A 24,777-nucleotide genomic window follows, 5' to 3' on the forward strand; every position below is an offset into this window, starting at 1 on the left:
GTTCAGAATACAACCTCAAATAAGGTTCTGGCGTTGGCATCTGTCATCGCCGCTAACCATTGCGGATCTTCACCACGCCATAGCGCTATGCGCTCCAGGATGTGAGGCAGATACGCGGGCTCGTTGCGTCGTGACGTTGGTTTCGGCGTAAGATCGCGAGGCAACAGATACGGCGCGTCGGTTTCTATCAGTAGCTTTTCCGCTGGAATAAACGGTAAGAGTTCACGTAGCTCAAGCCCGCGTCGTTCGTCGCAAACCCACCCGGTAATACCGATATAGAGCCCTCTATCCACACAGGCCTGCATTTGCTGGCGTGAACCGGTAAAGCAGTGCAGTATTGCACCAGGAAGACTATCCAGCCAGGGATCAAGCAATGCCAGAAATCGCTCATGCGCGTCCCGGCAGTGCATAAAGATTGGCATCTGCAATTCGGCGGCAATTTGTAGCTGCGCCTGAAAGGCACGCTCCTGCTCCTGCGGCGTGGAAAAATTGCGATTGAAATCCAGCCCGCACTCACCGATAGCGACGACTTCCGGCTGGTTCGCCAGCGCAATAATGGCGTCTTCAGACGCGGGTGACCACTGACTGCTGTCATGGGGATGGACGCCAGCCGTCGACCAACAATGGGGGTAGCGCCGCGCCAGTTTTAACGCCTGCTGACTTTCATGGATGTTCGTTCCGGTCAGTAGCATACCTTTTACTCCCGCCGCAAACGCACGGGCGACCACATCATCACGATCTTTTGCAAACTGGCTACTGGTTAAATTAACGCCAATATCAAACATGCTTGCCCCCATATGACAACCGCCCTGGCGGGCGGTTGTGTTTAGTCTTCAGTGTGCTCGGCCTTTTCGGTTTCGGCCTCGTTATCTTCGTCGCGCGTCCGTCGCTTACCGACATAAAAGCGTGAGCAGAAAACGCCAATTTCAAACAGGCAGTACATCGGTATCGCCAGCAACGTTTGCGAGAAAACATCTGGCGGCGTAAGCAGCATTCCCACAATGAATGCCCCGACCAGGATATAAGGCCGTTTTTTACGCAAATCTTCTGGCGTGGTGATGCCCATCCAGCACAGCAACACAATCGCCACCGGCACTTCAAAGGCTACGCCAAAGGCCATAAAAAGCGCCATGACAAAGCTAAGATAGCTGGCGATATCTGTCGAAACCTGTACCCCTTCCGGCGCCGTATGCGTCAGGAAACCAAAGGCCAAAGGGAATACGACAAAATAGGCGAAGGCCATACCAATGTAGAAAAGCAGCGAACTGGATACCAGCAGCGGTACGACCAGACGACGCTCATGCTTATACAGCGCCGGGGCGATAAAGGCCCAAACCTGGTACAAAATGACAGGCGCGGATAAGATCAAAGACACCATGAAGGTGAGTTTGATAGGCGTAAAAAACGGCGACGCCACATCCGTCGCAATCATTGTCGCCCCTTGCGGCATCTGTTTAATCAGCGGTGCGGCGACTAAATGATAAATATCATTGGCGAAATAAATTAACGCCAGAAAAATCAGAAGCACTGCGACGATGCAGTTTAGCAGGCGCTTACGCAACTCGATCAGATGCGTGATAAGCGGTTGAGTATCTTCTACAGCCATGTTTACGGTTTATCACTCGACGAGGGGGAAGATTCGACAACAGGCGCAGCGGATTTCTTCTCGGCGTCTATCGTGGCTACGGAAGCGGTTTCCGTCGACTCAGGCACGTTAGCTTTAACGGGCTCCGGCTTTTGTTCCGGCGCGCTCGCCTGTGTTTCAGCGGCGGCAGGGGTGACGCCCTCATGCTGCGTTTCGTTCCCTTTTACCACCGGATTATGGATGGTATGCGCTTCATCGCTCGCTTGTTCGGGATCGTTAGCGCTGTAGGTGCGTTTCATCGACTCCGCCGCCTGACGCAGTTCATCCATAGATGCTTTCAGTTCGGGAGTCAGATTTTCCAGGCTCGCCTTTTCGACTTTTTTCAGACTGTCCTGGAACTCCTGAAGTTTCAGTTCCTGAGTCAGTTCATTCTGAACCGTTGTCGCAAGGGATCGCAACGCGCGAATCCAGCCCGCTACCGTTTTTACCGCTACTGGCAATCGTTGCGGCCCCAACACAATGAGGCCGATAACGAACACTAACAGCAGTTCGCTAAAACCGATATCAAACACGGATTATACCTGCTCTTTATCTTGGCTTTTAGCGTCTTCCTTTTTCGCTTCGCCTTGCTTATCCGCGATAGATTTAGCGGTAAAATCGGCGTCCTGACTGGTTTTATCCTGTTTGGCATCATCATCGCTCATGGCCTTTTTAAAGCCTTTGATAGACGCGCCAAGATCGGAACCGATGGAACCGAGTTTTTTGGTGCCGAACAGCAGTACGACGATAACGGCAACAATCAACAACTGCCAAATACTGATACCACCCATACATGTTCCTCTGTGATAGATGATGAATTAATAGGGCCGCATTATACACATTATCCTTCGCGCTGCCTCTTTGTTAGCCGCTTTCGCCCGCCCTATTCACATACTTTTACATACGACCGGGACGACATTGACTTGCGGCCTGAGTACTGCCTCGAGTGATAATATGTACCTGCGTGACACAACCGGCGTTGAGCGATAAAAAATCTCAACGAGTTTTACGCCAGCCAACCAGCCAGACAACTACGCCGCCGACCATGAGCCAGCCAGGCATCAATCCCCATTCAGGGCGGTTGACGAGTAAGAATGACCCGCTCAGTAACAGCGTTGCGCCAATTCCCAATAAATAACGAGACTGACTTTGGCGCACATGGTTTACCTGTAACTCGCGCGCAATCTTATCAACACTGTGCTGTAAATATTTGCCCTGGCGCAAACTGTCGTACACCAGTTCAGGTATTTCTGGCATTTTTTCGACCCAGAACGGCGCTTTTTCTTTAAGAGCCCGCGTGAGAGCCGGAATACCCACCTGATCTTTGATCCAGGACTCAAGAAACGGCTTCGCCGTTTTCCACAAATCAAGCTGAGGATAAAGTTGCCGCCCAACCCCTTCAACATACAATAATGTTTTCTGCAACAACACCAGTTGCGGCTGGACTTCCATGTTAAATCGACGCGCTGTATTGAAAAGGTTTAACAACACATGACCAAACGAGATTTCCGCGAGCGGCTTTTCAAAGATAGGTTCACAGACGGTGCGGATGGCAAACTCAAAATCTTCAACGTTGGTATCTGGCGGAACCCAACCTGAATCGACATGCAGCTCCGCCACCTTTCGGTAATCGCGATTAAAAAACGCGATAAAGTTTTCAGCCAGATAACGCTTATCTTCTTTGTTTAGCGACCCGACGATACCGCAGTCAATGCCGATATATTGCGGGTTTTCAGGGTGTTCATGGCTGACAAAAATATTTCCCGGATGCATGTCCGCATGGAAAAAGCTGTCGCGGAAAACCTGGGTGAAGAAAACTTTAACCCCGCGTTCCGCCAGCAGTTTCATGTTGGTGCCGTTCTTTTCCAGCGCCGCCACATCCGAAACAGGAATGCCGTATATCCGCTCCATCACCATCATGTTCTGGCTACAGTAATCGGAGTACACCTCCGGGATATACAGCATGGGACTATTTTCAAAATTGCGGCGTAACTGAATCGCGTTGGCCGATTCCCGCAGCAGATTCAGCTCATCGATCAGCGTTTTCTCATACTCACGCACCACTTCCGTCGGGCGCAGACGACGCCCATCCGGCAACAGGCGTGGTACCCAGCGAGCAAGGCGATAAATCAGTTTCAGGTCTGCCTGAATTACCGGCAAAATATCCGGGCGAATGACCTTAATAACCACTTCTTTACCGTTTGATTTCAATCGCGCGGTATGTACCTGGGCGATTGACGCCGACGCTAAAGGCTGGATATCAAAGTCGTCAAACCAGGCTTCGACTGGTAGCCCCCCCATCGCCTCTTCAATCTGGGCTTTCGCCAGCCGACCATCGAATGGCGCGACTTTATCCTGGAGCAAAGCGAGCTGATCGGCGATTTGCGGCGGGAACAGGTCACGGCGCGTGGAGAGCATCTGACCAAATTTGATCCAGACCGGTCCCAGCTCTTGCAACGCCAGTCTTAATCGTTCACCCAGCAATTTATCTTTATGCCGGTTTGGCATCCAGAACAGCGAATAGCGCCATAATCGGAGTGGCAGTGTAAGACGCATTCGGGGGATGAGTTCATCAAGGCCGTAGCTTAAAAACGTGCGGATGATGAAATATAGGCGCCGTACTTCACCTGGCGTCATTTGGCCTCCAGTTTTTCCAGCCGTGTGGTCAGAGAATCTACGGCGCGCTCAACAGCCGCGGTTTCTTCGGCAAACCATGCGACTTCCAGCGGGCCAGGCGCCATACGCCACTCTTCAGTGATCGCTTCAGCGGCATAACGCTGCTGGCGTTGAAACCCGTGGCGCAGGAATTTAGCCCCGCCACGCACGGCCTTACCGATACTTTCCGCCGCAATATCACCCGTGTATGGCGCCAACAGCTCCGCAGGATCGAATTCGGCGAGATCGGCGAGCGCCACAAAATTTTGCACGACCTGAATATCGCCCTGCACTTCCAGTTCGCCGCTGCGAATAAGCGCGGCCAACTGCTGACGATCGCGTAGTTTTGGCAAAACGCTAGCTTGAGTGATTACCGTACAGTCCGCTTCGCCTTCCCATGCCCCCAGCACATCAACCTGGCGTTCGCTGAATACCAGGACTAATGGCGTCGAAAATCCCTTTAGTTTCACACACAGTACTTTTCCCTGTAAGCGCGTTCTGGCTGATTTCAGCGCTGGTGAACGATACAGAAACGTATTGAGGAGACCTTCAATTCCTGCGGTCACTAAGGGTTTAAAAGGCATTCCACCCTCCTAGAATTTATAACCACGGTGCAATGCCACAACACCCGCCGTCAGATTGTAATAATCCACGCTCTCAAATCCGGCGTCCTGCATCATGGCTTTTAAGGTATCCTGATCGGGATGCATACGGATGGATTCCGCGAGATACCGATAGCTATCCGCATCGTTCGCGACCATCGAGCCAATACGCGGTAAAATATGGAAAGAATAGGCGTCATACGCTTTACTCAGCGGCTCAATGATAGGCTTGGAAAATTCAAGCACCAGTAAACGTCCGCCGGGTTTCAACACACGGAACATTGACCGCAGCGCTTTTTCTTTTTCCGTTACATTGCGCAAACCAAACGAAATGGTAATGCAATCAAACGTATTATCAGGGAAAGGCAGAGCTTCGGCATTCGCCTGCACATACTCTACGTTGCCGATCACGCCGATATTGCGCAGCTTCTCACGCCCCATTTTGAGCATGGAATCATTAATATCCGCCAGGATAACTTTGCCAGTTTCCCCGACCATACGTGAAAATTTCGCGGTAAGATCGCCCGTCCCGCCCGCTAAATCGAGAACGGTTTGTCCACGACGCACGCCACTGCAATCAATGGTGAAGCGCTTCCACAAACGATGAATGCCAAATGACATTAAGTCATTCATCACATCGTACTTTGACGCCACAGAATGAAAAACGTGGGCCACCATGTCAGCTTTCTGCTCTTTAGCGACGGTCTGAAAGCCAAAGTGCGTCGTTTCTTGTGAATCTTCCACCATCTCAGTGCCTGCTTATCGATAAAAATGTTCAAGAAGTGTAACAGATTGGGCCAATTTGCCCTACTCTGCGCCAGGACTAAACTACTCCGTATGGGTTAACTTAACTGCTGCTTCACCCGTTCATCATTGGGATAATGTTCATCCTGCCGCCCTTCAGGGATCGATCGTAAACGATATTCTTCATCTTGCGTAACGGCCTGTTCCGCTAAATCCGGATTAATCTCGCGTTTGATTTCCACGCCTAGCCCCCTGAAGGCCTCCGCCTGCGCCAAAACGTTGCCACGCCCCGACGCAAGTTTTTTCATCGCCTGGCGGTAGTTATCCTGCGCTTTATCCAGACTCTGACCGATCGCTGACATATCATCAACGAACAGCCGCATTTTATCGTAAAGCTTACTGGCTCTGTCTGCGATGTGCTGCGCATTGCGGCTCTGGTGTTCATAGCGCCACAGGTTGGCGATTGTCCGTAATGCCACCAGTAGCGTCGTGGGGCTTACCAGCATAATGTTATTTTTCAGCGCCTCGGTTATCAGTTCGGGCTGTTTATCTAACGCCAGCAGGAAAGCGGGTTCTACGGGGATAAACATCAGAACATAGTCCAGCGAGCGGAGGCCGGGAAGCTGCTGGTAGTCTTTACGCCCCAGTAAGCGAATATGATTGCGCACCGAGGCGATGTGCTCTTGTAAAGCGGCCTCGCGCGTGTAGTCATCTTCAGCGTTAAAGTAACGCTCGTAGGCGACCAACGTCATTTTAGCGTCGATGACCACATCTTTGCCCTGCGGCAAGCGGACGATGACATCCGGCTGCATCCGCGAGCGCGCATCGTTCTCAATACTAACCTGGGTTTCGTATTCGTAGCCTTCACGCAGTCCGGATGCCTCCAGCACCCGCGCCAGCACAACTTCGCCCCAGTTTCCTTGCGCCTTATTGTCCCCTTTCAGGGCGCGCGTCAGGTTGATCGCTTCCTGCGCCATTTGCGCGTTAAGCTGCTGCAAATTACGAATTTCGTGCGCCAGCGTATGCCGCTCCTGCGCTTCTTTGCCAAAACTCTCCTGAACCTGGCGGCGAAAACCGTCCAGTTGCTCACGCAGCGGCGTCAGCAGGCTATTCAGGCTTTGTCGGTTTTGTTCGTCTACGCGACGATTACTGTGTTCAAAAATACGGTTCGCCAGATTTTCAAACTGCTCGCTTAAACGCTGTTCGCTGTTGATCATCTGACGGATTTTGTCTTCCGCGTGTTGCTGAGTCGCTTCCAGACGGGTCGTGACTTCACGCAGATCGGCTTCCAGAGAGGTATTAATACTGTGCAGGCTACGCAGTTCGTTATTAAGTAACTCGCATTCACTGCGCCAGTGCGCTTCTTGCGCTAATTGCTGCCGGGCCGCGCTAAGTTCGATATCCAGCTCACGCCGTTCTTCGATAAGATCGGCGCGGATTTGATCGGCGTGCGCTTTCGTCGCCAGCCAGCCAATCACCGCCCCAGCCGCCAGCGCCACGACGGCGCTTATCATAAGAGTAATATCCACAACACCTCTCCTGGAACCACACTGTCCTGCACAAAATAGAATTGTGCTGTATAAACGTCCAGTTTAAAAGGGATTTCCTGCGAGGCGCCACGCAAAAAGAAAAGGCCGAACGCGTCGGCCTTTGCAAAAGAGAGGAGAATTACAGCAGACGACGGGCCGCTTCCACGACGATTTTCACCGCGTGGCTTTCAGTTTGTTTCATCGTTTCCGCATTCGGAATCTCTTGTTGGGTACGGTTGACGATAACGCCCGCCACCATACCTGCGCGTAACCCCTGGCTTGCGCACATGGTTAACAGCGTAGCGGATTCCATTTCGTAGTTCATCACGCCCATCGCCTGCCACTCTTCCATAGAGCCTTTGAAGCGACGAACAACGCGGCCAGAATAGGTGTCGTAACGTTCCTGACCCGGATAGAAAGTGTCGGAAGAGGCGGTTACGCCAACGTGAGTCGTGGCGCCAATCGATTTCGCGGCTTCAACCAGCGCGGTGGTGCAGGCAAAGTCGGCAACCGCCGGGAATTCCATCGGCGCAAAATGCAGGCTTGCCCCATCCAGACGTACGGATGCGGTCGTTACCAGAACGTCGCCGACGTTGATGTGCGGCTGAATAGCCCCCGTGGTGCCGATACGCAAGAAGGTACGAATACCCAGTTGCGCCAGTTCTTCCACGGCAATAGAGGTAGACGGGCCACCGATACCGGTAGAGCAAACGATAACTGCTTTGCCATCCAGCTCAGCGCGCCAGGAGGTGAATTCGCGGTGAGATGCCAGCTTAACCGGCTTATCCATCAGCGCGGCGATCTTTTCCACACGCTCAGGATCGCCAGGGACGATGGCGAGCTGGGCCCCTTGTAAATCGTTTTTGGTGAGGCCGAGATGAAAAACATCAGACTTGGACATATAAAACTCCTCTGTGAATCGGGTTTGTCAGAAGAAGCAAAAAGACACTTTACCTAAGGCATAAAGATATTTTCGTGACAGCCATCACTATGACGTAAAACAATTGCACTCGTTTACCATTAAAAAGTGATGTGCATCACAATAAATAATCAATATCGCCAGGCATTGCACAAAAGATAGCCGCTTTAAGGCAATGTGGTTTGTTACACACTGTCTATAGTTAAGATTGCGCTATTTTTTAAGGGTACGGAGAATACCATGACAACGACACATCCATCCGGCTTTGCACCTGCAGCTTCCCCACTTGCCCCTACGATGATTCATACGCCTGATGGGGCCATTAGCGCGGGGATAACGTCGATTCCCTCTCAGGGCGACGATATGCCAGCCTATTACGCCAGACCAAAGGCAAGCGACGGCGCGCTGCCTGTGGTCATTGTGGTACAGGAAATTTTTGGCGTACATGAACACATTCGCGATATTTGCCGACGACTGGCGCTGGAAGGCTATCTCGCTATCGCGCCGGAGCTCTATTTCCGCGAAGGCGACCCCAATGATTTCGCCGATATACCCACATTATTGAGCGGGCTGGTGGCTAAAGTACCCGATTCGCAAGTCCTTGCCGACCTGGATCACGTCGCCAGTTGGGCTTCGCGCAACGGCGGGGATGCGCATCGGCTGATGATCACCGGTTTTTGTTGGGGAGGCCGGATTACCTGGCTGTACGCCGCGCACAACCCACAGTTAAAAGCGGCGGTAGCATGGTACGGCAAGCTGGTGGGCGACACGTCACTCAATTCGCCGAAGCATCCCGTTGATATCGCCACCGATCTTAACGCGCCGGTACTGGGTTTATACGGCGGGCAGGATACCAGTATTCCACAGGAGAGCGTGGAAACCATGCGTCAGGCGCTACGCGCCGCTAATGCGAAGGCGGAAATCGTGGTCTATCCCGATGCAGGGCACGCGTTTAATGCCGATTATCGTCCGGGCTACCACGAAGCCTCGGCGAAAGACGGCTGGCAAAGAATGCTGGAATGGTTCGCGCAGTACGGCGGGAAAAAAGGCTAACCACAGCGCATTACGATGTTTGTTGGGCCTACGAGACCGGAGTCGGTGTAGGCTCAACAAAGCGTCATCGCCACGTTAGCTATGCTTTACCACAGCATTTTTTATATTTTTTGCCGCTGCCGCAGGGACAGAGATGGTTACGACTGACGGCTCCTGTGTCTTTACGCGCGTCCTGCGCCAGCCAGCGCATGATCGATGCCATCGGATAGCCTTGCGCCAGCAGCTCCCGCCAGACATTCATATACGGCGTAACGTGCTGGAAAAAATGCTTATAGCCCGCACACAAGTAATTATGCGCAGGATGACCGGACGGCGAGACGGCAAAGCGATGCTTCGGACAGCCGCCATGACACGCAAAGCGGTAGTCACAGCGACGACAATCGGCGGTCAGGGTCTCCCGCTTGGCCTCGCCAAACGCAATAGCCCGCTCGCTATTATTTAAGGTTTTGATGCTGTGCTGGTGGATATTCCCCAGCAGATGCTCCGGGTAGACAAAGTGGTCGCAGTTGTAGAGATCGCCGTTCGACTCCAACGCGAAGGCATGTCCACAAGTCTCGGAATGTACACACAGTACCGGCTGCTGCGCCGTCCAGGCGGCTAACGCCACGTCAAACATCTGCACATAGACGCGGTCTACGTCGCGACGAACCCAGATATCAAAGATCTGGTTGAGAAATTCGCCATATTGCCACGACGGTACCGTCCATGGCGCCAGCTTTGCCGCGCTTTCGCCGGGCATCACCAGATTAAGTACCGATGAGTTATCGGTGCTCATTCGCTCTACCAGCGGGATAAACTGAATAAAACGCGATCCCGCCGCCAGAAGAAATTCGTAGACGTCTGCTGCATGACCGACGTTATGTTTTCCCACGACGGTTAAGGTATTAAAGTCGACATGGTGCGCTTTAAGCCGCGCCATGGCTGCGACGACCTGTTCATGAGTTCCTTTTCCAGCGCGATTAAGCCGATAGTGGTTGTGTAACGACGCCGGGCCGTCGATAGAGAGACCGATGAGAAAATGCTGTTCAGCGAAAAAGCGCGCCCACTCGTCATTCACCAGGATGCCGTTCGTCTGCAACGCATGAGTGATTTTTCGCCCATCGCCGTACTTTTCACATAATGCGACAACCCGGCGGAAAAACGGTAGCCCCATCATGGTCGGTTCGCCGCCCTGCCAGGCAAAGTCAATGTGGTCGCCACTCTGCGCGGCAATATGCTGGCGTATAAATTGTTCCAGCGTCTCGTCCGACATCCGCCAGTTTTTATTGCGTTCCGGGTACAGCGCCTCTTTTTCAAGATAGAAGCAATATGTGCAATCAATATTGCAGATCGCGCCGCCGGGTTTGGCCATTACGTGACAACCTGCTACCGCCATGTCAGACATCTCCGTTAAAAAATAAGGTTCACCAGCGCCATGAGACAATGCGACGTTTATCGTCGCCAGGGAACATAACAGAATGGAAAACCTCGTTTTGTGCTATGAGAGCGCTGGGCGATCATGACAGGAAAAACGATCTGCGAGGCAATAGCTGCTTCCAGGGACGCTATCCGCCTGGTTGTCATTCATACGGAGAACCTTTTTATTATCAAGATCGCCAAATAGCCAGATCCTGAAAAGGACAGCGCGGAAAATAAGAAAAAGGGAAATGAGAAGAAAGAGGCGCTGTTAATCAGGTCAGACACGGGCGCTACCCGTCAAAGGGTAGCGCCGCATTGCTGCCGGATAAACGCAGCGGCCAGGATGGGTTATTTCGCCTGACGCAGATTGTGCGCCGCTTTGACCATGTTCGCTAACGCCGCGCGGGTTTCTGGCCAACCGCGAGTTTTCAGACCGCAGTCCGGATTCACCCACAGGCGTTGTGCCGGAATACGTTGTGCCGCCTTCTTCAGCAGGGCTTCAATCCACTCGACGCTCGGCACGTTCGGCGAGTGAATATCGTACACGCCCGGCCCGATTTCGTTCGGGTAGTCGAACGCTTCGAACGACTCCAGCAACTCCATATCCGAGCGGGAGGTCTCAATGGTGATCACATCCGCGTCCAGCGCGGCGATCGAATCCATAATGTCGTTGAACTCGCAGTAACACATGTGGGTGTGGATCTGAGTTTCATCCTTCGCCACCGCCGCGTTGATGCGGAAGGCTTCCACACCCCATTCCAGATAGGCGTCCCAGTCGCTGCGACGCAATGGTAAACCTTCACGCAGCGCCGGTTCGTCGATCTGAATAATCCCGATCCCCGCCGCCTCCAGATCCGCGACTTCATCACGCAGCGCCAGCGCAATCTGTTTCGCAATCGTTTCACGGGTCACGTCTTCGCGGGGGAATGACCAGCAAAGAATAGTCACCGGGCCGGTCAACATCCCTTTTACCGGCTTGTCGGTCAGCGACTGGGCATATTTCGCCCACTCCACGGTAATCGGTGCCGGACGGCTGATATCGCCAATCACTACCGGCGGTTTCACACAGCGGGAGCCATAGCTTTGCACCCAACCATTCTGGGTAAAGACGAAGCCGTCCAGATGCTCGCCGAAGTATTCCACCATGTCGTTTCGCTCGGCTTCGCCATGTACCAGCACATCCAGCCCTAAACGCTCCTGCTCGATGATAGCCTGTTTGATATGTTCGGCGATGCCAGTGCGGTAGTTATTCGCGTCGAGATTGCCCTTTTTGAAGTCCAGACGCAGACCGCGAATCTCCGTGGTTTGCGGAAACGAACCGATAGTCGTCGTCGGCCAGGCGGGAAGTTTAAAGCGGGCACGTTGCGCTTCAGCGCGCACCTCATACGGATTCTCACGCTGGCTGTCCTGCGCGGTGATCGCCGCCAGGCGTTTTTCTACCGCGGCATTATGTACGCGACGGGAGTGACGACGAGCCTGAATCGGTGCGCTCCATTCCTCAAGCGCCGCCGTTTCGCCGCTGTTCAGCGCATCGCGCAGCAACGCCAGTTCACCGCATTTTTGCAGCGCAAAGGCAAACCAGCTTTTTACTTCCGTATCCAGACGCGTTTCGACGCTGAGATCGATCGGGCTGTGCAGTAAAGAGCAGGAGGATGCTACCCACAGCGCGCGTTTGCCCACAAGGGCGTTAATCTGCGCGTATTTTTCGGTCAAATCGGCGCGCCAGACATTACGCCCGTTAATCAAGCCTGCGGAGAGCAGCCAGTCGACCGGCAGACGTTGATGCAGTTCCGCTACATCATCTTTGCCATGAATGAGGTCAACATGTAGCCCCTGTACCGGTAGCGCGATAATAGTGTCCAGGTTTGGCGTCACGCCTTCAAAATAGGTCGTCAGCAACAGCTTCACCTGGCCGGCGAGCGCGTCGTAAGCCGGTTTGAAGGCATCCAGCCACGCCTGCGGCAGTTCCAGCACCAGCGCTGGCTCATCAATTTGGACCCACTCAATACCACGTTTTGCCAGTTCAGCCAGTACGTGCTGATACACCGGCAAAATGTCTTTCAGCAACGTCAGGCGGTCAAACGGCTCGCCTTTCACTTTACCCAGCCACAGATACGTGACAGGCCCCAGCAGTACGGGTTTGATCTTATGCCCCAGCGCCAACGCTTCGTCCACTTCCTCCAGCAACTGTGTCCAGGTGAGTCTGAACTGCTGGCCTTTGCTGAACTCCGGTACTATGTAGTGATAGTTAGTATTAAACCATTTGGTCATTTCCGCTGCCGCCGCCGGTTCGCCGGTTGGCGCGCGACCGCGGCCAATGCGGAACAGAGTGTCGATGTCCACGGAGCCGTCGTTGTTCTGATGACGAGCCGACACATTGCCTAACAGCAGGCTGGTGGTCAGAACATGGTCGTACCAGGCAAAGTCGCCTACCGGTAACAGGTCAATACCCGCTTGTTTCTGCTGCTCCCAGTGACGCGCGCGCAGTTCGCGCCCCACCGCCAGTAACGCTTCACGCGTTGAGTTCCCCGCCCAGTAGCTCTCTTGCGCTTTTTTCAACTCGCGACGCAGGCCAACGCGAGGAAAACCGAGGGTATGAGTCAATATTGTCATTTTACTTCCTCTAATTATATGTAAATCCTAAGTATTTTAAATTCAGGGAAGGCGGCAAGTTTGCTCATCCCCGGGAGCTTACATCAGTAAGTGACCGGGGTGAGGAAACGCAGCCAACGCACCATCAATTTAAAAGACGACGGATTTTGGACGTCTGGATGTTTACACATCCATAATGTAAAGGTACTGTATATTCCTCAAGCGCAATTTGTTCATGGCGAAGTGAAGGACTTTCATGATCGAAATTAAACATCTGAAAACACTCCAGGCATTGCGGAATAGTGGATCGCTGGCTGCTGCTGCTGCGGTGCTGCACCAGACTCAATCCGCTCTGTCTCATCAGTTCAGCGATCTGGAACAACGCCTTGGCTTCCGCCTGTTCGTGCGTAAAAGCCAGCCGCTGCGCTTTACGCCGCAGGGGGAAGTTCTGCTGCAACTGGCAAACCAGGTGCTGCCGCAAATCAGCCGTGCGCTGCAGGCGTGCAACGAACCGCAGCAAACTCGTCTGCGCATCGCTATTGAATGTCATAGCTGTATTCAGTGGTTGACCCCGGCGCTGGAAAACTTCCGTGCAAGCTGGCCGCAGGTAGAAATGGATTTCACATCCGGCGTCACTTTTGATCCGCAACCGGCCTTGCAACAAGGCGAGCTGGATTTGGTGATGACGTCGGATATTTTGCCGCGCAGCGGGCTGCATTATTCGCCGATGTTTGATTTTGAAGTCCGACTGGTGCTGGCGCCCGACCATCCGCTGGCCAGCAAAACGCAGATTATGCCGGAAGATTTAGCCAGCGAAACGCTGTTGATTTACCCGGTGCAGCGCAGCCGACTGGATGTCTGGCGACATTTCCTGCAACCGGCGGGTATCAGTCCGCTGCTGAAAAGCGTGGATAATACGCTACTGCTGATTCAGATGGTGGCGGCCAGAATGGGTATTGCCGCCCTGCCGCACTGGGTGGTGGAAAGCGTTGAGCGCCAGGGTCTGGTGGTGACCAAAACCCTGGGCGATGGTCTGTGGAGCCGCCTGTATGCCGCCGTGCGCGACGGCGACCAGCGTCAGGCGGTGACCGAGGCGTTTATTCGCTCGACGCGGGATCACGCCTGCGATCATCTGCCGTTTGTGCGGAGCGCGGAGCGACCCATTTTCGATGCACCCACAGCGAAGCCAGGATCACAGCCGCGCCTGTAATAAAGCTTGGCCAGTGGGGCTGCTGATGCCAGATGGCAAGATTAACCAGTAGTCCTGCGGGAACATGCATATTATTCATGATACCCAGCGTCCCGGCGTCTACCTGGGTAGCGCCATAGTTCCACATAAAGTAGCCAATGCCGGACGCCACCACGCCGAGAAACACCAGAATGCTCCATTGCAGCGTGGTTTCCGGCAGCTTTTGCGCGTTCCCCAACAGCGACCACGCCACCGCCGCCACCAAAAACGCCCCCAGATAGAACCACGCAAAGGCGTTGTGCTGCGGCATGGGACGGGTCTCCATCAGACGTTTATACCCCACCATTCCGATAGCGAAACTGATATTAGAAAGCTGCACCAGGAGCAAACCTACCCAAAAATGGTCGGTCACGCGATCGTAGCGAATAATCCCGGCGCCAATCACCGCCAGCAACGCGCTAAATGCATAGCCCCAGCGCAAACGACGCTGACTCATCACATCGTAAATCAGCGTGATATAGAGCGGCGTCAGAACGGTAAACAGCAGCAGTTCGGATACGGTCAGGTAGAGGTAAGCATGGAAGCTCAACATATACATGATGCCAAGCTGCATCGCCCCCACCAGCATATACAGGCTGATGGTTTTTAGGTTGTGCCCGCGAGTACGCAAAAACGGCAGAAAAACGAGCGCCGCCAGCCCAACGCGTATCAGCACCGCGAAATAGCTATCGACATGCCCGGCAAGATACTCGCCAAATAGACTAAAGGAGAAAGCCCACAGGATAGTGGTAATGATGAGTAGCGCCACAATGGATGTCTCTTAAAACAGGGAACACCCATTGTAGCGGAGAGTGAAGTTGACAACTGGTCAACTAACAAACAATCACATCAGCGTAAGAAAAGATCGCGCAGGTAATGCGGCACGGCGTTATCCGCGTTGATGCCGATCACCTCAAGTTCGGGATACAGGTCTTTCAGACGCTGGTGCGCATTGCCCATGATGCAGCCTTTGCCCGCCATCGTGAGCATTTCAGCGTCGTTCATTCCGTCGCCAAAGGCGATACACTCTTTCAGGCTGTACCCCATCGCCTGAGCGACCGCTTCCAGCGCATGACCTTTCGACACTCCGCCCGCCATCACTTCCAGACAGGTTAGCGTAGAGAAGCTCACGTTTACCCGATCGCCCCAGCGCGCGTTAATCGCCTGCTCCAGCGGCAACAACTTTTCATGAGTGTCGCTGGTGAAAAACACTTTGCTGACGCCCTCCGGCTCCAGCAGCGCAGGCTCAAACAGCGAATAGTTAAATACCGCCTCTTTGAAAAAACGCATTTCATCGGGGCGATGACGATTCATAAACCATTCGTCGTCGCGATAAACGTTAGTCACGATGTCCGGGTTCGCATTCACCACCCCGAACAGATCGCTGGCAATGTCGCTGTCCAGATTATGCGTAAAAACCAAATTCCCGTCGGTATCGTGCACTCGCGCGCCGTTGGAGGTAATCATGTAAGACTTGATTTCAAGATTATCGCGGATTTGCCCTACATCGACATGATGACGACCAGTGGCAAAGACAAAATGGATGCCGCGTGCGGTCAACAGCTTCAGAGTCTCTTTGGCATAAGGGGACAACGTATGGTCGGGGGAGAGCAGCGTGCCATCTAAATCAGACGCAACAACCTGATACATAATAAAATTTAACCTCTAAGCAAAGCGATTTCCGCTGGATAAATTAGGCTTGTTGAAAAATTCAACAATGGCGTTAAGCGCGACTGAGCGCATGGCGTCCTTTTCAAAAAGGATCTCATGGTACGCGCCTTTGATAACCAGCGGTTTTCCCCCTTCACAAGGGTATCCCGCCGCGGCGCGAATTTCACAAAAACGATCGTGGGTGCGGTTATCCACTACCCGCTCTTCTTCCGCCTGAATCAGTAGCGTAGGCGTCGTGTCATCGCTCGCCCCGGCCAGTACCTGCTCACCCGCCAGAATGCCTTCGCGTACCCAATGCCAGGTGGGGCCGCCAACGCGCAGTTGCGGCTCGTCGGCATAAAATCGTAAGTTGCGCTGATAACGCTGGCGGCTGTGGGTCAGCGCATTCATCCCAAACGGCAACGCCCGCCACTGACCGGTACCAATAGCGTAATCTTCACGGATACGCTGGTGCCCCTCGGCCCAGTCGAGAATATGGCGCACCATAAAGGAAGGCAAGCGTATCACAATACCAAACATCGGCGCGGTGAGCGCAATAGCGTCGCACCGCACACGATGGCGTTGCAGGAACAGAGTGGCTATCGCGCCCCCCATTGAGTGCGCCAGGATATAACGCTTACGCCACGGCCCCAGCTCAATTTCCTGCTGCCAGAACGCCGCTAAGTCCTCAACATAATCGTTAAAATGATCAACGTGGCCCCGATGCGGGTCCGATAACATCCGCCCGGAGCGCCCTTGACCACGGTGGTCGATGATGAAGATATCAAAACCGAGATGAAAAAGGTCATACGCCAGTTCAGCGTATTTTACATAACTCTCAATGCGGCCAGGACAAATGACGATCGTCCGATCGTTAGAATCATTCCGAAAACGGACAAAGCGCACCGGAATGTTACCCACGCCGATAAACTCCGCCTCTTCCCGCTGACGCCAGAAATCGGTCAGCGGCCCCATAGCAAAAGCGGCAAACGCATTTTCTCTTGTTTCCCAGTCATTTTGCTGCTGAAACATCGGGTTTTCGGCCTCGTTTACCAGGTAAAATCGTTTTTTGCGTCGTGCCTGACACAACACAGCGGCAGTAGCGTATTGTGGCACAAAAACAGACAACCAGGGAGTTTCGCATGACCTTTGAATGGTGGTTCGCCTATCTACTGACCTCAACTCTGTTGAGTCTTTCTCCGGGTTCAGGCGCCATCAATACCATGACGACGTCTATCAACCATGGATATCGTGGCGCAGCGGCTTCTATCGCCGGGCTCCAGACCGGGCTGGGGATACATATCGTACTGGTGGGCGTCGGACTGGGTACGCTCTTTTCGCGCTCGCTCCTCGCTTTTGAAATTCTGAAATGGGCTGGCGCGGCTTATCTTATCTGGCTGGGTATCCAGCAATGGCGCGCCGCAGGCGCTATCGATCTGCATACTCTCGCCCAGACGCAATCGCGGGGTCGGCTGTTCAAACGGGCGATATTTGTCAATCTAACCAATCCCAAAAGTATTGTCTTTCTTGCCGCCCTGTTTCCGCAATTCATCATGCCGCAGCAACCGCAACTGGCGCAGTACCTCATTCTCGGCGTCACCACGATTGTGGTGGATATGATTGTGATGACCGGTTACGCCACGCTGGCGCAGCGCATTGCCGCCTGGATTAAAGGACCAAAGCAGATGAAGGCGCTGAATAAAGCGTTTGGTTCGTTGTTTATGCTGGTAGGCGCGCTCCTGGCGTCGGCAAGACACGCGTGATAGTCGTGCCGGATGATGTTTATCCGGCCCGGAGGTAAATTAGCGCGAAATAATCAGGTGAATACCAAAGCCCGCAAACAAAGCGCCGGCAAAGCCATCAATCCATTTCGCCAGACGCTGATAGCCGCGGCGCATTTTCGGCAGCGCGAACAGGCTGGCGACTACGGTAAACCAGGCCAGCGTTTCCAGGGTGATTAACGCGAAAATACCCCAGCGCGCCGCAGCGCCGACGTTATCGCCGACAAACAGTGAAAAAACGGAACCAAAATAGATAATCGCTTTAGGATTCGACAGATTGGTCAGCAGCCCTTTGAGAAAACTGCGCCCGCTCTGCGCCAGTTCAATGTGCGGAGAAGACGCCGCCGCATCCTGTTTTTTCAGCGCGCCGCGCAGCATCTGATAGCCCATCCAGCACAAGTACAGGCCGCCGCCTACCATAATGATCGTATGCAGCCAGGCCATTTTTTCGATGATGAGATGCAGGCCAAGCAGCGCCACGCCCGCCCATACCATCACGCCGCAGGTAATGCCCAGTACGCCCATCATCGCTTCTTTACGCGAACGGCTGACAGCAGTTTGAGACACGAAGAAAAAGTCGGGGCCGGGGCTCATTAGCGCAACGATGTGCACCATTGCCACGGTGAAAAATAGCATCAACATAAAAATGGCTCGCGGGGAAATAGTTCAGTGAGTCACCATCCTGGCACTTTTTTGCCGGGCTGACTACTCTTCGTCATCACCATCGACATGCGCGCGGATGAGCGCCATAAATTCTTTCCCGAAGCGCTCCAGTTTGCGCATCCCAACCCCGTTAACGCTTAACATCTCGCTGGCGGAAACCGGCATCTGTTCCGCCATTTCTATCAACGTGGCGTCGTTAAAGACCACATACGGCGGGATATTCTCTTCATCAGCGATAGCTTTACGCAGCTTGCGCAACTTAGCGAACAATTTGCGATCGTAATTACCGCCGAACGATTTCTGCATCACGCGGGGTTTGAGGGCGACGATGCGCGGCACCGCAAGCTTTAGCGGAACGTCTCCACGGAGTACCGGACGCGCGGCATCCGTCAACTGTAATGCGGAGTGCTGCGCAATATTTTGCATTACCAGCCCCAGATGAATGAGCTGGCGAATCACGCTCACCCAGTGCTCATGGCTCTTTTCGCGTCCCATGCCATAAACCTTGAGTTTGTCATGACCGAAATCGCGGATGCGTTGGTTATTCGCGCCGCGGATCACCTCGACAACGTAGCCCATGCCAAAACGCTGGTTAACCCGACCAATGGTAGAAAGCGCAATCTGGGCATCGTTTAAGCCATCATATTGTTTGGGCGGATCGAGACAGATATCGCAGTTGCCGCACGGTTCTTGTCGGCCTTCGCCAAAGTAATTAAGCAATACCAGGCGACGGCAGGTTTGCGCTTCGGCAAAAGCGCCCATCGCATTCAGTTTATGCCGTTCAATATCCTGAAGCTGTCCGGCTGGTTTCTCTTCCAGACAACGACGTAGCCAGGCCATATCAGCCGGATCGTAAAATAGCATGGCTTCCGCAGGCAGTCCGTCGCGCCCGGCGCGGCCCGTTTCCTGATAGTAGGATTCAATATTGCGCGGGATATCGAAATGCACGACGAAACGTACGTTAGGTTTGTTTATGCCCATTCCAAAAGCGACGGTCGCCACCACGATTTGCAGATCGTCGCGCTGAAATTTTTCCTGCACATCGGCGCGAATAGCGTTTTCCAGCCCCGCATGATAGGCCGCCGCGCTAATGCCGCGACTTTGCAAGCGCGCAGCGGTATCTTCCACTTTCGCCCGGCTGTTACAGTAGATGATACCCGATTTGCCGCGTTGCTCCTGAACATAGCGCATTAACTGGTCGAGCGGCTTAAACTTCTCCATCAGCATGTAGCGGATATTCGGTCGGTCAAAGCTACTGATCTGGATTAACGGATCGTTAAGCCCAAGCAGACGAATAATATCCTGGCGCGTGGTGTCGTCGGCGGTGGCGGTCAATGCCATAAACGGCAAAGCGGGAAAACGCTGGCGAAGCTGACCGAGAGCCGCATATTCCGGACGGAAATCATGTCCCCACTGCGAGATACAGTGCGCTTCATCCACCGCCAGCAATACCGGATTCCAGTGCGCCAGATGATCAAGAAAGTTGTCCAGCATCAGGCGTTCCGGCGCAATATACAGCAGACGAATCTGTCCGGTACGGCACCCCGCCATCACCTCAAGCTGCTGCTCGCGGCTTTGAGTGGAGTTCAGGCACGCCGCCGCCACCCCGTTCGCCAGTAGCTGATCGACCTGGTCTTTCATCAACGAGATCAGGGGCGAAACGACGACGGTCAATCCGTCCAGCAACAACGCGGGGATTTGATAGCACAGAGATTTGCCGCCGCCGGTGGGCATGACGACCAGACAGTCGCGACCGGAGAGCGCAGTATCAATAATCGCTTCCTGGCCCGGGCGAAACTGTTGGTAGCCAAAGGTTTCCTGCAAAACCTGTTTGGCCCCTGATTCCAGATTCAACACTTCCGCCTGCGCCACATTAACCCCGTTCACCATAAATCAAAACAGGCGCTATTTTCAGCGCCTGCGAGAGAAACTGCAATGTTTAAAACACAATCCAATCAGAAGATATCGTTAAGCATCACGCCGACGCCGACACGTGTCTGATTAAAATTATAGTCGATCAGCGATTCGCCATAGCCGCTGTACACCTGGGTATAAAGCCGGACATGTTTAGTGACCGGATAGCTTAATCCAACTTCCGCGCCGCCGTAGCCTGTATTCCAGTTGTACTGGCCTTTGGCACTTAATACCGCCTCGCCCAGGTGATAACCGATTTTAAGCTGGTAATAACCCATATATTTGGTGATGTCCGGATTATCATCGGTACTGCCAATCACGTACCACGGTTTAACCTCTACCAGCCAGTTACCGTTTTCGGCCATCAGACGGGTATACAGACGGTTCCAGCTACGCGAGGTGGGGTCCGAACGTCCGTTAGAGTCATGGTTGTAGCCCATCTCTACGTCGCGCAGTGTCCAGCCGGCAAAGCGATAATCGGTAGCAAAACCAAGAAAAAGCTGCGGTTCGTAGTTGGTTTCGCGAAACGGCGAAGACTCTTTACTGTTGGAAAGCTGCCACCAGGATTTCTGCGTATAGGAAGCGCCCAGTACCGAGTTCGGCCCCAGTATTCCGCGCCACAGCGGAAACGCCAGGCTCAACTGAAATTTCACTTCATCTTTACGTGCGTTTTCAGACCAGTTGTAGGTACTTATGGCCTCTTTGTTCAGATCGCTGGTGTTCGTGTAGATCAAGTAGTTCGTGTCATAAGGGTAAAGCGTAAAAGGGTTATCATGCTCCTGTAGCATGTTAGCGATGATACTTCCCCGTACTGCAGGCGCATCATGAACCTCTTTTATCGTAGCTTCTTGTGCATATGCCGCTAATGGCAGTAGCGTGGCTGGCAACAACCCTCTCAAAATCGCCCGCATTCTTGACGTTCTCCTGACGAAGTATTTTCAGCTTGAATCATTCTCTGCCAACCATTTTTACATATTTACACACATAGCCGTTAGTTATCCCTTCTTAAAGTAGAAAACAACAATTAAGAAGCATAATATCAACATTTAATTAACCAATGGAGTGTCAGGAATCTATGTCCGCTGTACTTACCGCTGAACAAGCTCTGAAATTAGTGGGTGAAATGTTTGTCTACCACATGCCGTTTAATCGGGCGTTAGGGCTGGAGCTGGAACGCTATGAAAAAGCGTTCGCCCAACTGGCCTTCAACAACCAGCCGATGATGGTCGGCAACTGGGCGCAAAGCATTTTACACGGCGGCGTGATCGCCTCTGCGCTGGATGTCGCCGCCGGACTGGTATGCGTCGGCAGCACGCTAACTCGCCACGAAACCATCAGCGAAGATGAACTACGCCAGCGCCTGTCGCGGATGGGTACGATTGACCTGCGCGTCGATTACCTGCGTCCGGGCAGAGGCAACCGCTTTACGGCCACCAGTAGCCTGCTGCGCGCAGGGAATAAAGTGGCCGTCGCCCGCGTGGAATTACACAATGAAGATCAGCTGTACATCGCCAGCGCCACCGCTACTTATATGGTGGGATAAAAGCAGGTAAACTGTTGTTACACTTCAGATACGAGTTTTCCGGATGGACGCAAAACAAACACGGCAGGGCGTATTACTCGCTCTTGCCGCCTATTTTATTTGGGGGATCGCCCCCGCGTATTTCAAGCTGATCTATTACGTTCCCGCAGATGAGATCCTGACGCACCGCGTGATTTGGTCATTTTTCTTTATGGTGGCGCTGCTTAGCGTCAGTCGGCAGTGGCGACAGGTTAAGCGCCTACTGAAAACGCCAAAGAAGATTTTCCTGCTGGCCCTGTCCGCCGTACTGGTCGGCGGTAACTGGCTATTATTCATTTGGGCGGTAAATAATCACCATATGCTGGAGGCCAGCCTGGGTTATTTCATTAATCCGCTGGTTAACATCTTGCTGGGGATGATTTTTCTTGGCGAACGCTTCCGTCGAATGCAGTGGCTGGCGGTGATTCTGGCGGTGTGCGGCGTGCTGGTGCAACTCTGGACCTTTGGCTCGCTGCCGATTATCGCGCTGGGGCTGGCGTTTAGTTTTGCATTTTACGGCCTGGTGCGTAAGAAGATCGCCGTTGAAGCGCAGACGGGTATGCTGGTCGAAACGCTATGGCTGCTGCCGGTCGCGGCAATTTATCTGTTTGGCATCGCCGATAGCCCTACCAGCCATATGGGGCAAAACGCACTATCGTTGAACTTACTGTTAATGGCGGCGGGTGTGGTCACTACGATTCCGCTGCTGTGCTTTACCGGAGCGGCTACGCGTCTGCGTCTTTCTACACTGGGCTTTTTCCAGTATATCGGCCCAACGCTGATGTTTTTACTGGCGGTGACGTTTTATGGCGAAGTGCCGGGCGCGGATAAGATGGTGACATTTGCGTTTATCTGGGTCGCGCTGGCGATTTTCGTGATGGATGCGATTTATACGCAGCGTAAAAAATAACGCGACTATTATTCTAAATATAATCTGAAAAAATATGCCTCCCCTTGTAAGGGGGGTAGCATATTGTCATGCTAACGACGTAACCCAACATATGGATGTGAAATTAATGTTAAGTGTTTTTATTCCTTCATCTGAGAGATGTGTTTCCAGATGTCGTTATTTATTATCATTCGTACTAATAAATATAATATTTTCCATTTTGGTTGGGGTGTTATTATATTTAAGCTTTGTGATACTGGCAATTTTATTCACAATTTTACTACATTATCTCGTCATTAATTTAAACTGTCAGCGATTCAGAGACAGTGGCTTTGAATATATAAAATTCTATGTATGGGGTACGCTTGTAATCTATATTGCCTCCTTCGTGATAATGGTTGCTGAAGATTTCGCTTGCGATGGCTTTGGTATGCCTCTTTTTCTAGTCTGGTATTTTGCAACCTTTTCTCTGCTACTTCTGGCCCCCCCGGATTCGAATTCACTCAACAAGTAATTTAATGGAGTTTACATGGACAAGGATTATATTAATGATGGTTCGTTATCTGAAAAATGGAAATACCGTTTTTCATTTTACGATCAACATGGTTTCCCTGGATTTTGGAAAGTAAGCCCAGAATATAAACAGGCATTTAAATCATTAAAGCCCCGACAACGGTTGACTATTCAAATAAACTTTATTGCCTTTTTCTTCTCATGGATTTATTTGTTTGTACTGGGTCTGTGGAAAAAAGCAATTATAGTTATTTTATTAGGGATCGTTGCAATATTTATTGGAGCATTAATCGGCGTTAACATACTTGGACTTGTTGTCGCAGCTTATGTCGGCGTCAATACAAATAAGTGGTTCTATGAAAAAGAGGTTAAAGGTATCAATACCTGGAGCCTGTAACTTTTCAGGGTGGTTCAGCCGCAGCTGAATCACCCTGGCCTTAATGCTTTACAACCAGTTCTTGCGCTTAAAGTACAGATACGGCGCAAGCCCCGCCAGAATCATAAAGATAATCGCGCCTGGATAACCAAAGCTCCACTTCAGTTCCGGCATAAACTCGAAGTTCATCCCATAGCTGGAAGCGACCAGCGTCGGCGGCAGGAACACCACGGAAACCACCGAGAAGATTTTGATAATGCGGTTCTGCTCAATGTTGATGAAACCCATCGCCGCCTGCATCAGGAAGTTCACCTTCTGGAACAGCGATTCATTGTGCGGCAGCAGAGATTCGATATCGCGCAGGATCTCACGCGCCTGCTCCAGCTGTCCGCCCGGTAAGCGCGCCTTGCGCACCAGGAAGTTCAGCGCGCGTTGGGTATCCATCAGACACAGGCGTACCTTCCAGCCGATATCTTCCAGTTCCGCCAGCGTGGAGAGCGCTTCGTCGTATTCATCGCCCTGATGCCCTTCCATAATGACGCGGCTCAGTTTTTCCAGATCGCTGTAGATGTTTTCGATTTCATCCGCCAACTGTTCAATTTTAGTTTCGAACAGATCGAGCAGTAATTCATAAGCATTACCGTCGACCATCGCCTGGCTGCGGGCGCGCATACGATACAAACGGAAGGCGGGCAGTTCGCGTTCACGCAGCGTAAACAGACGGCCATCGCGAATAGTGAATGCCACCGTAGAGTTACCGGCATGATCTTCCGCATCTTCGAAGAAGAAGAAGGAGTGGATATGCAGTCCGTCTTCGTCTTCAAAGAAGCGCGCGGATGCTTCGATATCTTCCAGTTCAGGACGCGTCGCCAGACTCTGGCCCAGCTCAGATTGTACGCGCAATCGCTCGTCGTCGTCCGGTTCGACCAAATCGACCCATACGGCATCAATCAGGGTTTGTGACTCCTCGACTTCCAGCCGGGTCAGTCGGTTTTTTTCCAGTTGAAATGCGCTCAGCATGACCGGGACTCCCAATGCGTAAAAATATCGGACAGTTCAGATGGGCACACAGAAACAAATTGGGTT

The 24,777-nt window shown here is 52.7% G+C and carries 25 protein-coding genes; 7 read left to right on the forward strand and 18 right to left on the reverse strand.

Annotation, left to right across the window (positions count from 1 at the left end; translation table 11 throughout):
• Positions 1–2 precede the first annotated feature (2 nt).
• The 9 genes from tatD to udp all read right to left on the reverse strand — a co-directional run bounded on the left by tatD (position 3) and on the right by udp (position 8,055).
• Positions 3–785 carry a 3'-5' ssDNA/RNA exonuclease TatD gene (gene tatD, locus ACLJNW_RS21300; protein ID WP_000459637.1) on the reverse strand — a complete coding sequence of 261 codons (783 nt, stop codon included), beginning with the start codon at positions 783–785 and terminating at the stop codon, positions 3–5.
• 41 nt (positions 786–826) lie between these two features.
• Positions 827–1,606 carry a Sec-independent protein translocase subunit TatC gene (tatC, locus tag ACLJNW_RS21305; RefSeq protein WP_000257554.1) on the reverse strand — a complete coding sequence of 260 codons (780 nt, stop codon included), beginning with the start codon at positions 1,604–1,606 and terminating at the stop codon, positions 827–829.
• A 2-nt stretch (positions 1,607–1,608) separates the two neighbouring features.
• Entirely contained in the window at positions 1,609–2,157 is a 549-nt protein-coding gene (tatB, locus tag ACLJNW_RS21310; protein ID WP_000459612.1) for a Sec-independent protein translocase protein TatB, read from the reverse strand.
• Positions 2,158–2,160: 3 nt separating this feature from the next.
• Positions 2,161–2,415: a Sec-independent protein translocase subunit TatA gene (tatA, locus tag ACLJNW_RS21315; protein ID WP_000508972.1), complete on the reverse strand. Its 255-nt coding sequence runs from the start codon at positions 2,413–2,415 to the stop codon at positions 2,161–2,163.
• 205 nt (positions 2,416–2,620) lie between these two features.
• Positions 2,621–4,261 carry a ubiquinone biosynthesis regulatory protein kinase UbiB gene (ubiB, locus tag ACLJNW_RS21320; protein WP_000187559.1) on the reverse strand — a complete coding sequence of 547 codons (1,641 nt, stop codon included), beginning with the start codon at positions 4,259–4,261 and terminating at the stop codon, positions 2,621–2,623.
• On the reverse strand, positions 4,258–4,863 hold the full coding sequence (gene ubiJ, locus ACLJNW_RS21325; protein WP_001116090.1) for a ubiquinone biosynthesis protein UbiJ: 606 nt from the start codon (positions 4,861–4,863) through the stop codon (positions 4,258–4,260). The genes ubiB and ubiJ overlap by 4 nt, the downstream gene beginning before the upstream one ends.
• 9 nt (positions 4,864–4,872) lie before the next feature.
• On the reverse strand, positions 4,873–5,628 hold the full coding sequence (gene ubiE / locus ACLJNW_RS21330) for a bifunctional demethylmenaquinone methyltransferase/2-methoxy-6-polyprenyl-1,4-benzoquinol methylase UbiE (protein ID WP_000229009.1): 756 nt from the start codon (positions 5,626–5,628) through the stop codon (positions 4,873–4,875).
• Positions 5,629–5,723: 95 nt separating this feature from the next.
• Positions 5,724–7,154: a DNA recombination protein RmuC gene (gene rmuC, locus ACLJNW_RS21335; RefSeq protein WP_000355562.1), complete on the reverse strand. Its 1,431-nt coding sequence runs from the start codon at positions 7,152–7,154 to the stop codon at positions 5,724–5,726.
• A 139-nt stretch (positions 7,155–7,293) separates the two neighbouring features.
• Complete coding sequence (udp, locus tag ACLJNW_RS21340; protein WP_000045169.1) at positions 7,294–8,055, reverse strand: uridine phosphorylase; 762 nt, start codon at positions 8,053–8,055, stop codon at positions 7,294–7,296.
• A gap of 258 nt (positions 8,056–8,313) precedes the next feature.
• Here udp and ACLJNW_RS21345 point away from each other — a divergent pair, with 258 nt between their 5' ends.
• A complete protein-coding gene (locus ACLJNW_RS21345) occupies positions 8,314–9,126 on the forward strand; it encodes a dienelactone hydrolase family protein (RefSeq protein ID WP_000213959.1) in 813 nt (270 codons plus the stop codon).
• A gap of 79 nt (positions 9,127–9,205) precedes the next feature.
• On the opposite strand, the gene ACLJNW_RS21350 is transcribed toward ACLJNW_RS21345, so the two are convergent.
• Complete coding sequence (locus ACLJNW_RS21350) at positions 9,206–10,549, reverse strand: anaerobic sulfatase maturase (protein WP_072209505.1); 1,344 nt, start codon at positions 10,547–10,549, stop codon at positions 9,206–9,208.
• 323 nt (positions 10,550–10,872) lie between these two features.
• Positions 10,873–13,137: a 5-methyltetrahydropteroyltriglutamate--homocysteine S-methyltransferase gene (gene metE, locus ACLJNW_RS21355; RefSeq protein WP_023181395.1), complete on the reverse strand. Its 2,265-nt coding sequence runs from the start codon at positions 13,135–13,137 to the stop codon at positions 10,873–10,875.
• A gap of 235 nt (positions 13,138–13,372) precedes the next feature.
• Here metE and metR point away from each other — a divergent pair, with 235 nt between their 5' ends.
• The gene (gene metR / locus ACLJNW_RS21360; protein WP_023138666.1) at positions 13,373–14,326 is read left to right on the forward strand and encodes an HTH-type transcriptional regulator MetR; all 954 of its coding nucleotides are present in this window, start codon (positions 13,373–13,375) and stop codon (positions 14,324–14,326) included.
• Here metR and ACLJNW_RS21365 read toward each other — a convergent pair.
• The 3 genes from ACLJNW_RS21365 to pldB form a co-directional block, all read right to left on the reverse strand.
• Positions 14,214–15,113 (reverse strand): carboxylate/amino acid/amine transporter, encoded by a 900-nt coding sequence (locus tag ACLJNW_RS21365; protein ID WP_001196257.1) that lies wholly within the window; start codon positions 15,111–15,113, stop codon positions 14,214–14,216. The two genes, metR and ACLJNW_RS21365, sit on opposite strands and share 113 nt — an antisense overlap.
• An 80-nt stretch (positions 15,114–15,193) precedes the next feature.
• Positions 15,194–15,994 (reverse strand): sugar/pyridoxal phosphate phosphatase YigL, encoded by an 801-nt coding sequence (gene yigL, locus ACLJNW_RS21370; protein WP_000285338.1) that lies wholly within the window; start codon positions 15,992–15,994, stop codon positions 15,194–15,196.
• Between the two features lie 15 nt (positions 15,995–16,009).
• The gene (gene pldB, locus ACLJNW_RS21375; protein ID WP_000487682.1) at positions 16,010–17,026 is read right to left on the reverse strand and encodes a lysophospholipase L2; all 1,017 of its coding nucleotides are present in this window, start codon (positions 17,024–17,026) and stop codon (positions 16,010–16,012) included.
• A 110-nt stretch (positions 17,027–17,136) separates the two neighbouring features.
• Between pldB and rhtB the strand changes: the two genes are divergently transcribed.
• Positions 17,137–17,757: a homoserine/homoserine lactone efflux protein gene (gene rhtB / locus ACLJNW_RS21380; protein WP_000142523.1), complete on the forward strand. Its 621-nt coding sequence runs from the start codon at positions 17,137–17,139 to the stop codon at positions 17,755–17,757.
• A 39-nt stretch (positions 17,758–17,796) separates the two neighbouring features.
• Here the strand turns inward: rhtB and rhtC are convergent, their stop codons facing one another.
• The 3 genes from rhtC to pldA form a co-directional block, all read right to left on the reverse strand.
• Positions 17,797–18,417, reverse strand: a complete 621-nt coding sequence (rhtC, locus tag ACLJNW_RS21385) for a threonine export protein RhtC (protein ID WP_000928814.1) — start codon at positions 18,415–18,417, stop codon at positions 17,797–17,799.
• Between the two features lie 63 nt (positions 18,418–18,480).
• Positions 18,481–20,310: an ATP-dependent DNA helicase RecQ gene (gene recQ / locus ACLJNW_RS21390; protein ID WP_001533487.1), complete on the reverse strand. Its 1,830-nt coding sequence runs from the start codon at positions 20,308–20,310 to the stop codon at positions 18,481–18,483.
• Between the two features lie 83 nt (positions 20,311–20,393).
• On the reverse strand, positions 20,394–21,263 hold the full coding sequence (gene pldA, locus ACLJNW_RS21395; RefSeq protein WP_001201692.1) for a phospholipase A: 870 nt from the start codon (positions 21,261–21,263) through the stop codon (positions 20,394–20,396).
• Positions 21,264–21,427: 164 nt separating this feature from the next.
• Here pldA and yigI point away from each other — a divergent pair, with 164 nt between their 5' ends.
• Genes yigI through yigF form a run of 4 tightly spaced genes read left to right on the forward strand, consistent with a single transcriptional unit; the run spans position 21,428 to position 23,712 of the window.
• Positions 21,428–21,895, forward strand: a complete 468-nt coding sequence (gene yigI, locus ACLJNW_RS21400; RefSeq protein ID WP_001277136.1) for an acyl-CoA thioesterase YigI — start codon at positions 21,428–21,430, stop codon at positions 21,893–21,895.
• 43 nt (positions 21,896–21,938) lie between these two features.
• Positions 21,939–22,823, forward strand: a complete 885-nt coding sequence (gene rarD / locus ACLJNW_RS21405) for an EamA family transporter RarD (RefSeq protein ID WP_000339080.1) — start codon at positions 21,939–21,941, stop codon at positions 22,821–22,823.
• Between the two features lie 34 nt (positions 22,824–22,857).
• On the forward strand, positions 22,858–23,316 hold the full coding sequence (locus tag ACLJNW_RS21410; protein WP_023204518.1) for a hypothetical protein: 459 nt from the start codon (positions 22,858–22,860) through the stop codon (positions 23,314–23,316).
• Between the two features lie 15 nt (positions 23,317–23,331).
• Positions 23,332–23,712 (forward strand): inner membrane protein YigF, encoded by a 381-nt coding sequence (yigF, locus tag ACLJNW_RS21415; protein WP_024154490.1) that lies wholly within the window; start codon positions 23,332–23,334, stop codon positions 23,710–23,712.
• Positions 23,713–23,760: 48 nt separating this feature from the next.
• Here yigF and corA read toward each other — a convergent pair whose 3' ends face one another.
• On the reverse strand, positions 23,761–24,711 hold the full coding sequence (gene corA, locus ACLJNW_RS21420; protein ID WP_000947143.1) for a magnesium/cobalt transporter CorA: 951 nt from the start codon (positions 24,709–24,711) through the stop codon (positions 23,761–23,763).
• Positions 24,712–24,777 lie beyond the last annotated feature (66 nt).

Source organism: Salmonella sp. SAL4457 (assembly GCF_046548235.1).
Lineage (GTDB): Bacteria > Pseudomonadota > Gammaproteobacteria > Enterobacterales > Enterobacteriaceae > Salmonella > Salmonella enterica.

What these genes read in the sequence shown, in the direction of transcription:
- tatD (WP_000459637.1), bottom strand. Translation starts at nt 785, where the DNA reads ATGTTTGATATTGGCGTTAATTTAACCAGTAGCCAGTTTGCAAAAGAT.
- tatC (WP_000257554.1), bottom strand. Translation starts at nt 1,606, where the DNA reads ATGGCTGTAGAAGATACTCAACCGCTTATCACGCATCTGATCGAGTTG.
- tatA (WP_000508972.1), bottom strand. Translation starts at nt 2,415, where the DNA reads ATGGGTGGTATCAGTATTTGGCAGTTGTTGATTGTTGCCGTTATCGTC.
- ubiB (WP_000187559.1), bottom strand. Translation starts at nt 4,261, where the DNA reads ATGACGCCAGGTGAAGTACGGCGCCTATATTTCATCATCCGCACGTTT.
- ubiJ (WP_001116090.1), bottom strand. Translation starts at nt 4,863, where the DNA reads ATGCCTTTTAAACCCTTAGTGACCGCAGGAATTGAAGGTCTCCTCAAT.
- ubiE (WP_000229009.1), bottom strand. Translation starts at nt 5,628, where the DNA reads ATGGTGGAAGATTCACAAGAAACGACGCACTTTGGCTTTCAGACCGTC.
- udp (WP_000045169.1), bottom strand. Translation starts at nt 8,055, where the DNA reads ATGTCCAAGTCTGATGTTTTTCATCTCGGCCTCACCAAAAACGATTTA.
- ACLJNW_RS21345 (WP_000213959.1), top strand. Translation starts at nt 8,314, where the DNA reads ATGACAACGACACATCCATCCGGCTTTGCACCTGCAGCTTCCCCACTT.
- metE (WP_023181395.1), bottom strand. Translation starts at nt 13,137, where the DNA reads ATGACAATATTGACTCATACCCTCGGTTTTCCTCGCGTTGGCCTGCGT.
- metR (WP_023138666.1), top strand. Translation starts at nt 13,373, where the DNA reads ATGATCGAAATTAAACATCTGAAAACACTCCAGGCATTGCGGAATAGT.
- yigL (WP_000285338.1), bottom strand. Translation starts at nt 15,994, where the DNA reads ATGTATCAGGTTGTTGCGTCTGATTTAGATGGCACGCTGCTCTCCCCC.
- pldB (WP_000487682.1), bottom strand. Translation starts at nt 17,026, where the DNA reads ATGTTTCAGCAGCAAAATGACTGGGAAACAAGAGAAAATGCGTTTGCC.
- rhtB (WP_000142523.1), top strand. Translation starts at nt 17,137, where the DNA reads ATGACCTTTGAATGGTGGTTCGCCTATCTACTGACCTCAACTCTGTTG.
- rhtC (WP_000928814.1), bottom strand. Translation starts at nt 18,417, where the DNA reads ATGTTGATGCTATTTTTCACCGTGGCAATGGTGCACATCGTTGCGCTA.
- pldA (WP_001201692.1), bottom strand. Translation starts at nt 21,263, where the DNA reads ATGCGGGCGATTTTGAGAGGGTTGTTGCCAGCCACGCTACTGCCATTA.
- yigI (WP_001277136.1), top strand. Translation starts at nt 21,428, where the DNA reads ATGTCCGCTGTACTTACCGCTGAACAAGCTCTGAAATTAGTGGGTGAA.
- rarD (WP_000339080.1), top strand. Translation starts at nt 21,939, where the DNA reads ATGGACGCAAAACAAACACGGCAGGGCGTATTACTCGCTCTTGCCGCC.
- ACLJNW_RS21410 (WP_023204518.1), top strand. Translation starts at nt 22,858, where the DNA reads ATGCCTCCCCTTGTAAGGGGGGTAGCATATTGTCATGCTAACGACGTA.
- yigF (WP_024154490.1), top strand. Translation starts at nt 23,332, where the DNA reads ATGGACAAGGATTATATTAATGATGGTTCGTTATCTGAAAAATGGAAA.
- corA (WP_000947143.1), bottom strand. Translation starts at nt 24,711, where the DNA reads ATGCTGAGCGCATTTCAACTGGAAAAAAACCGACTGACCCGGCTGGAA.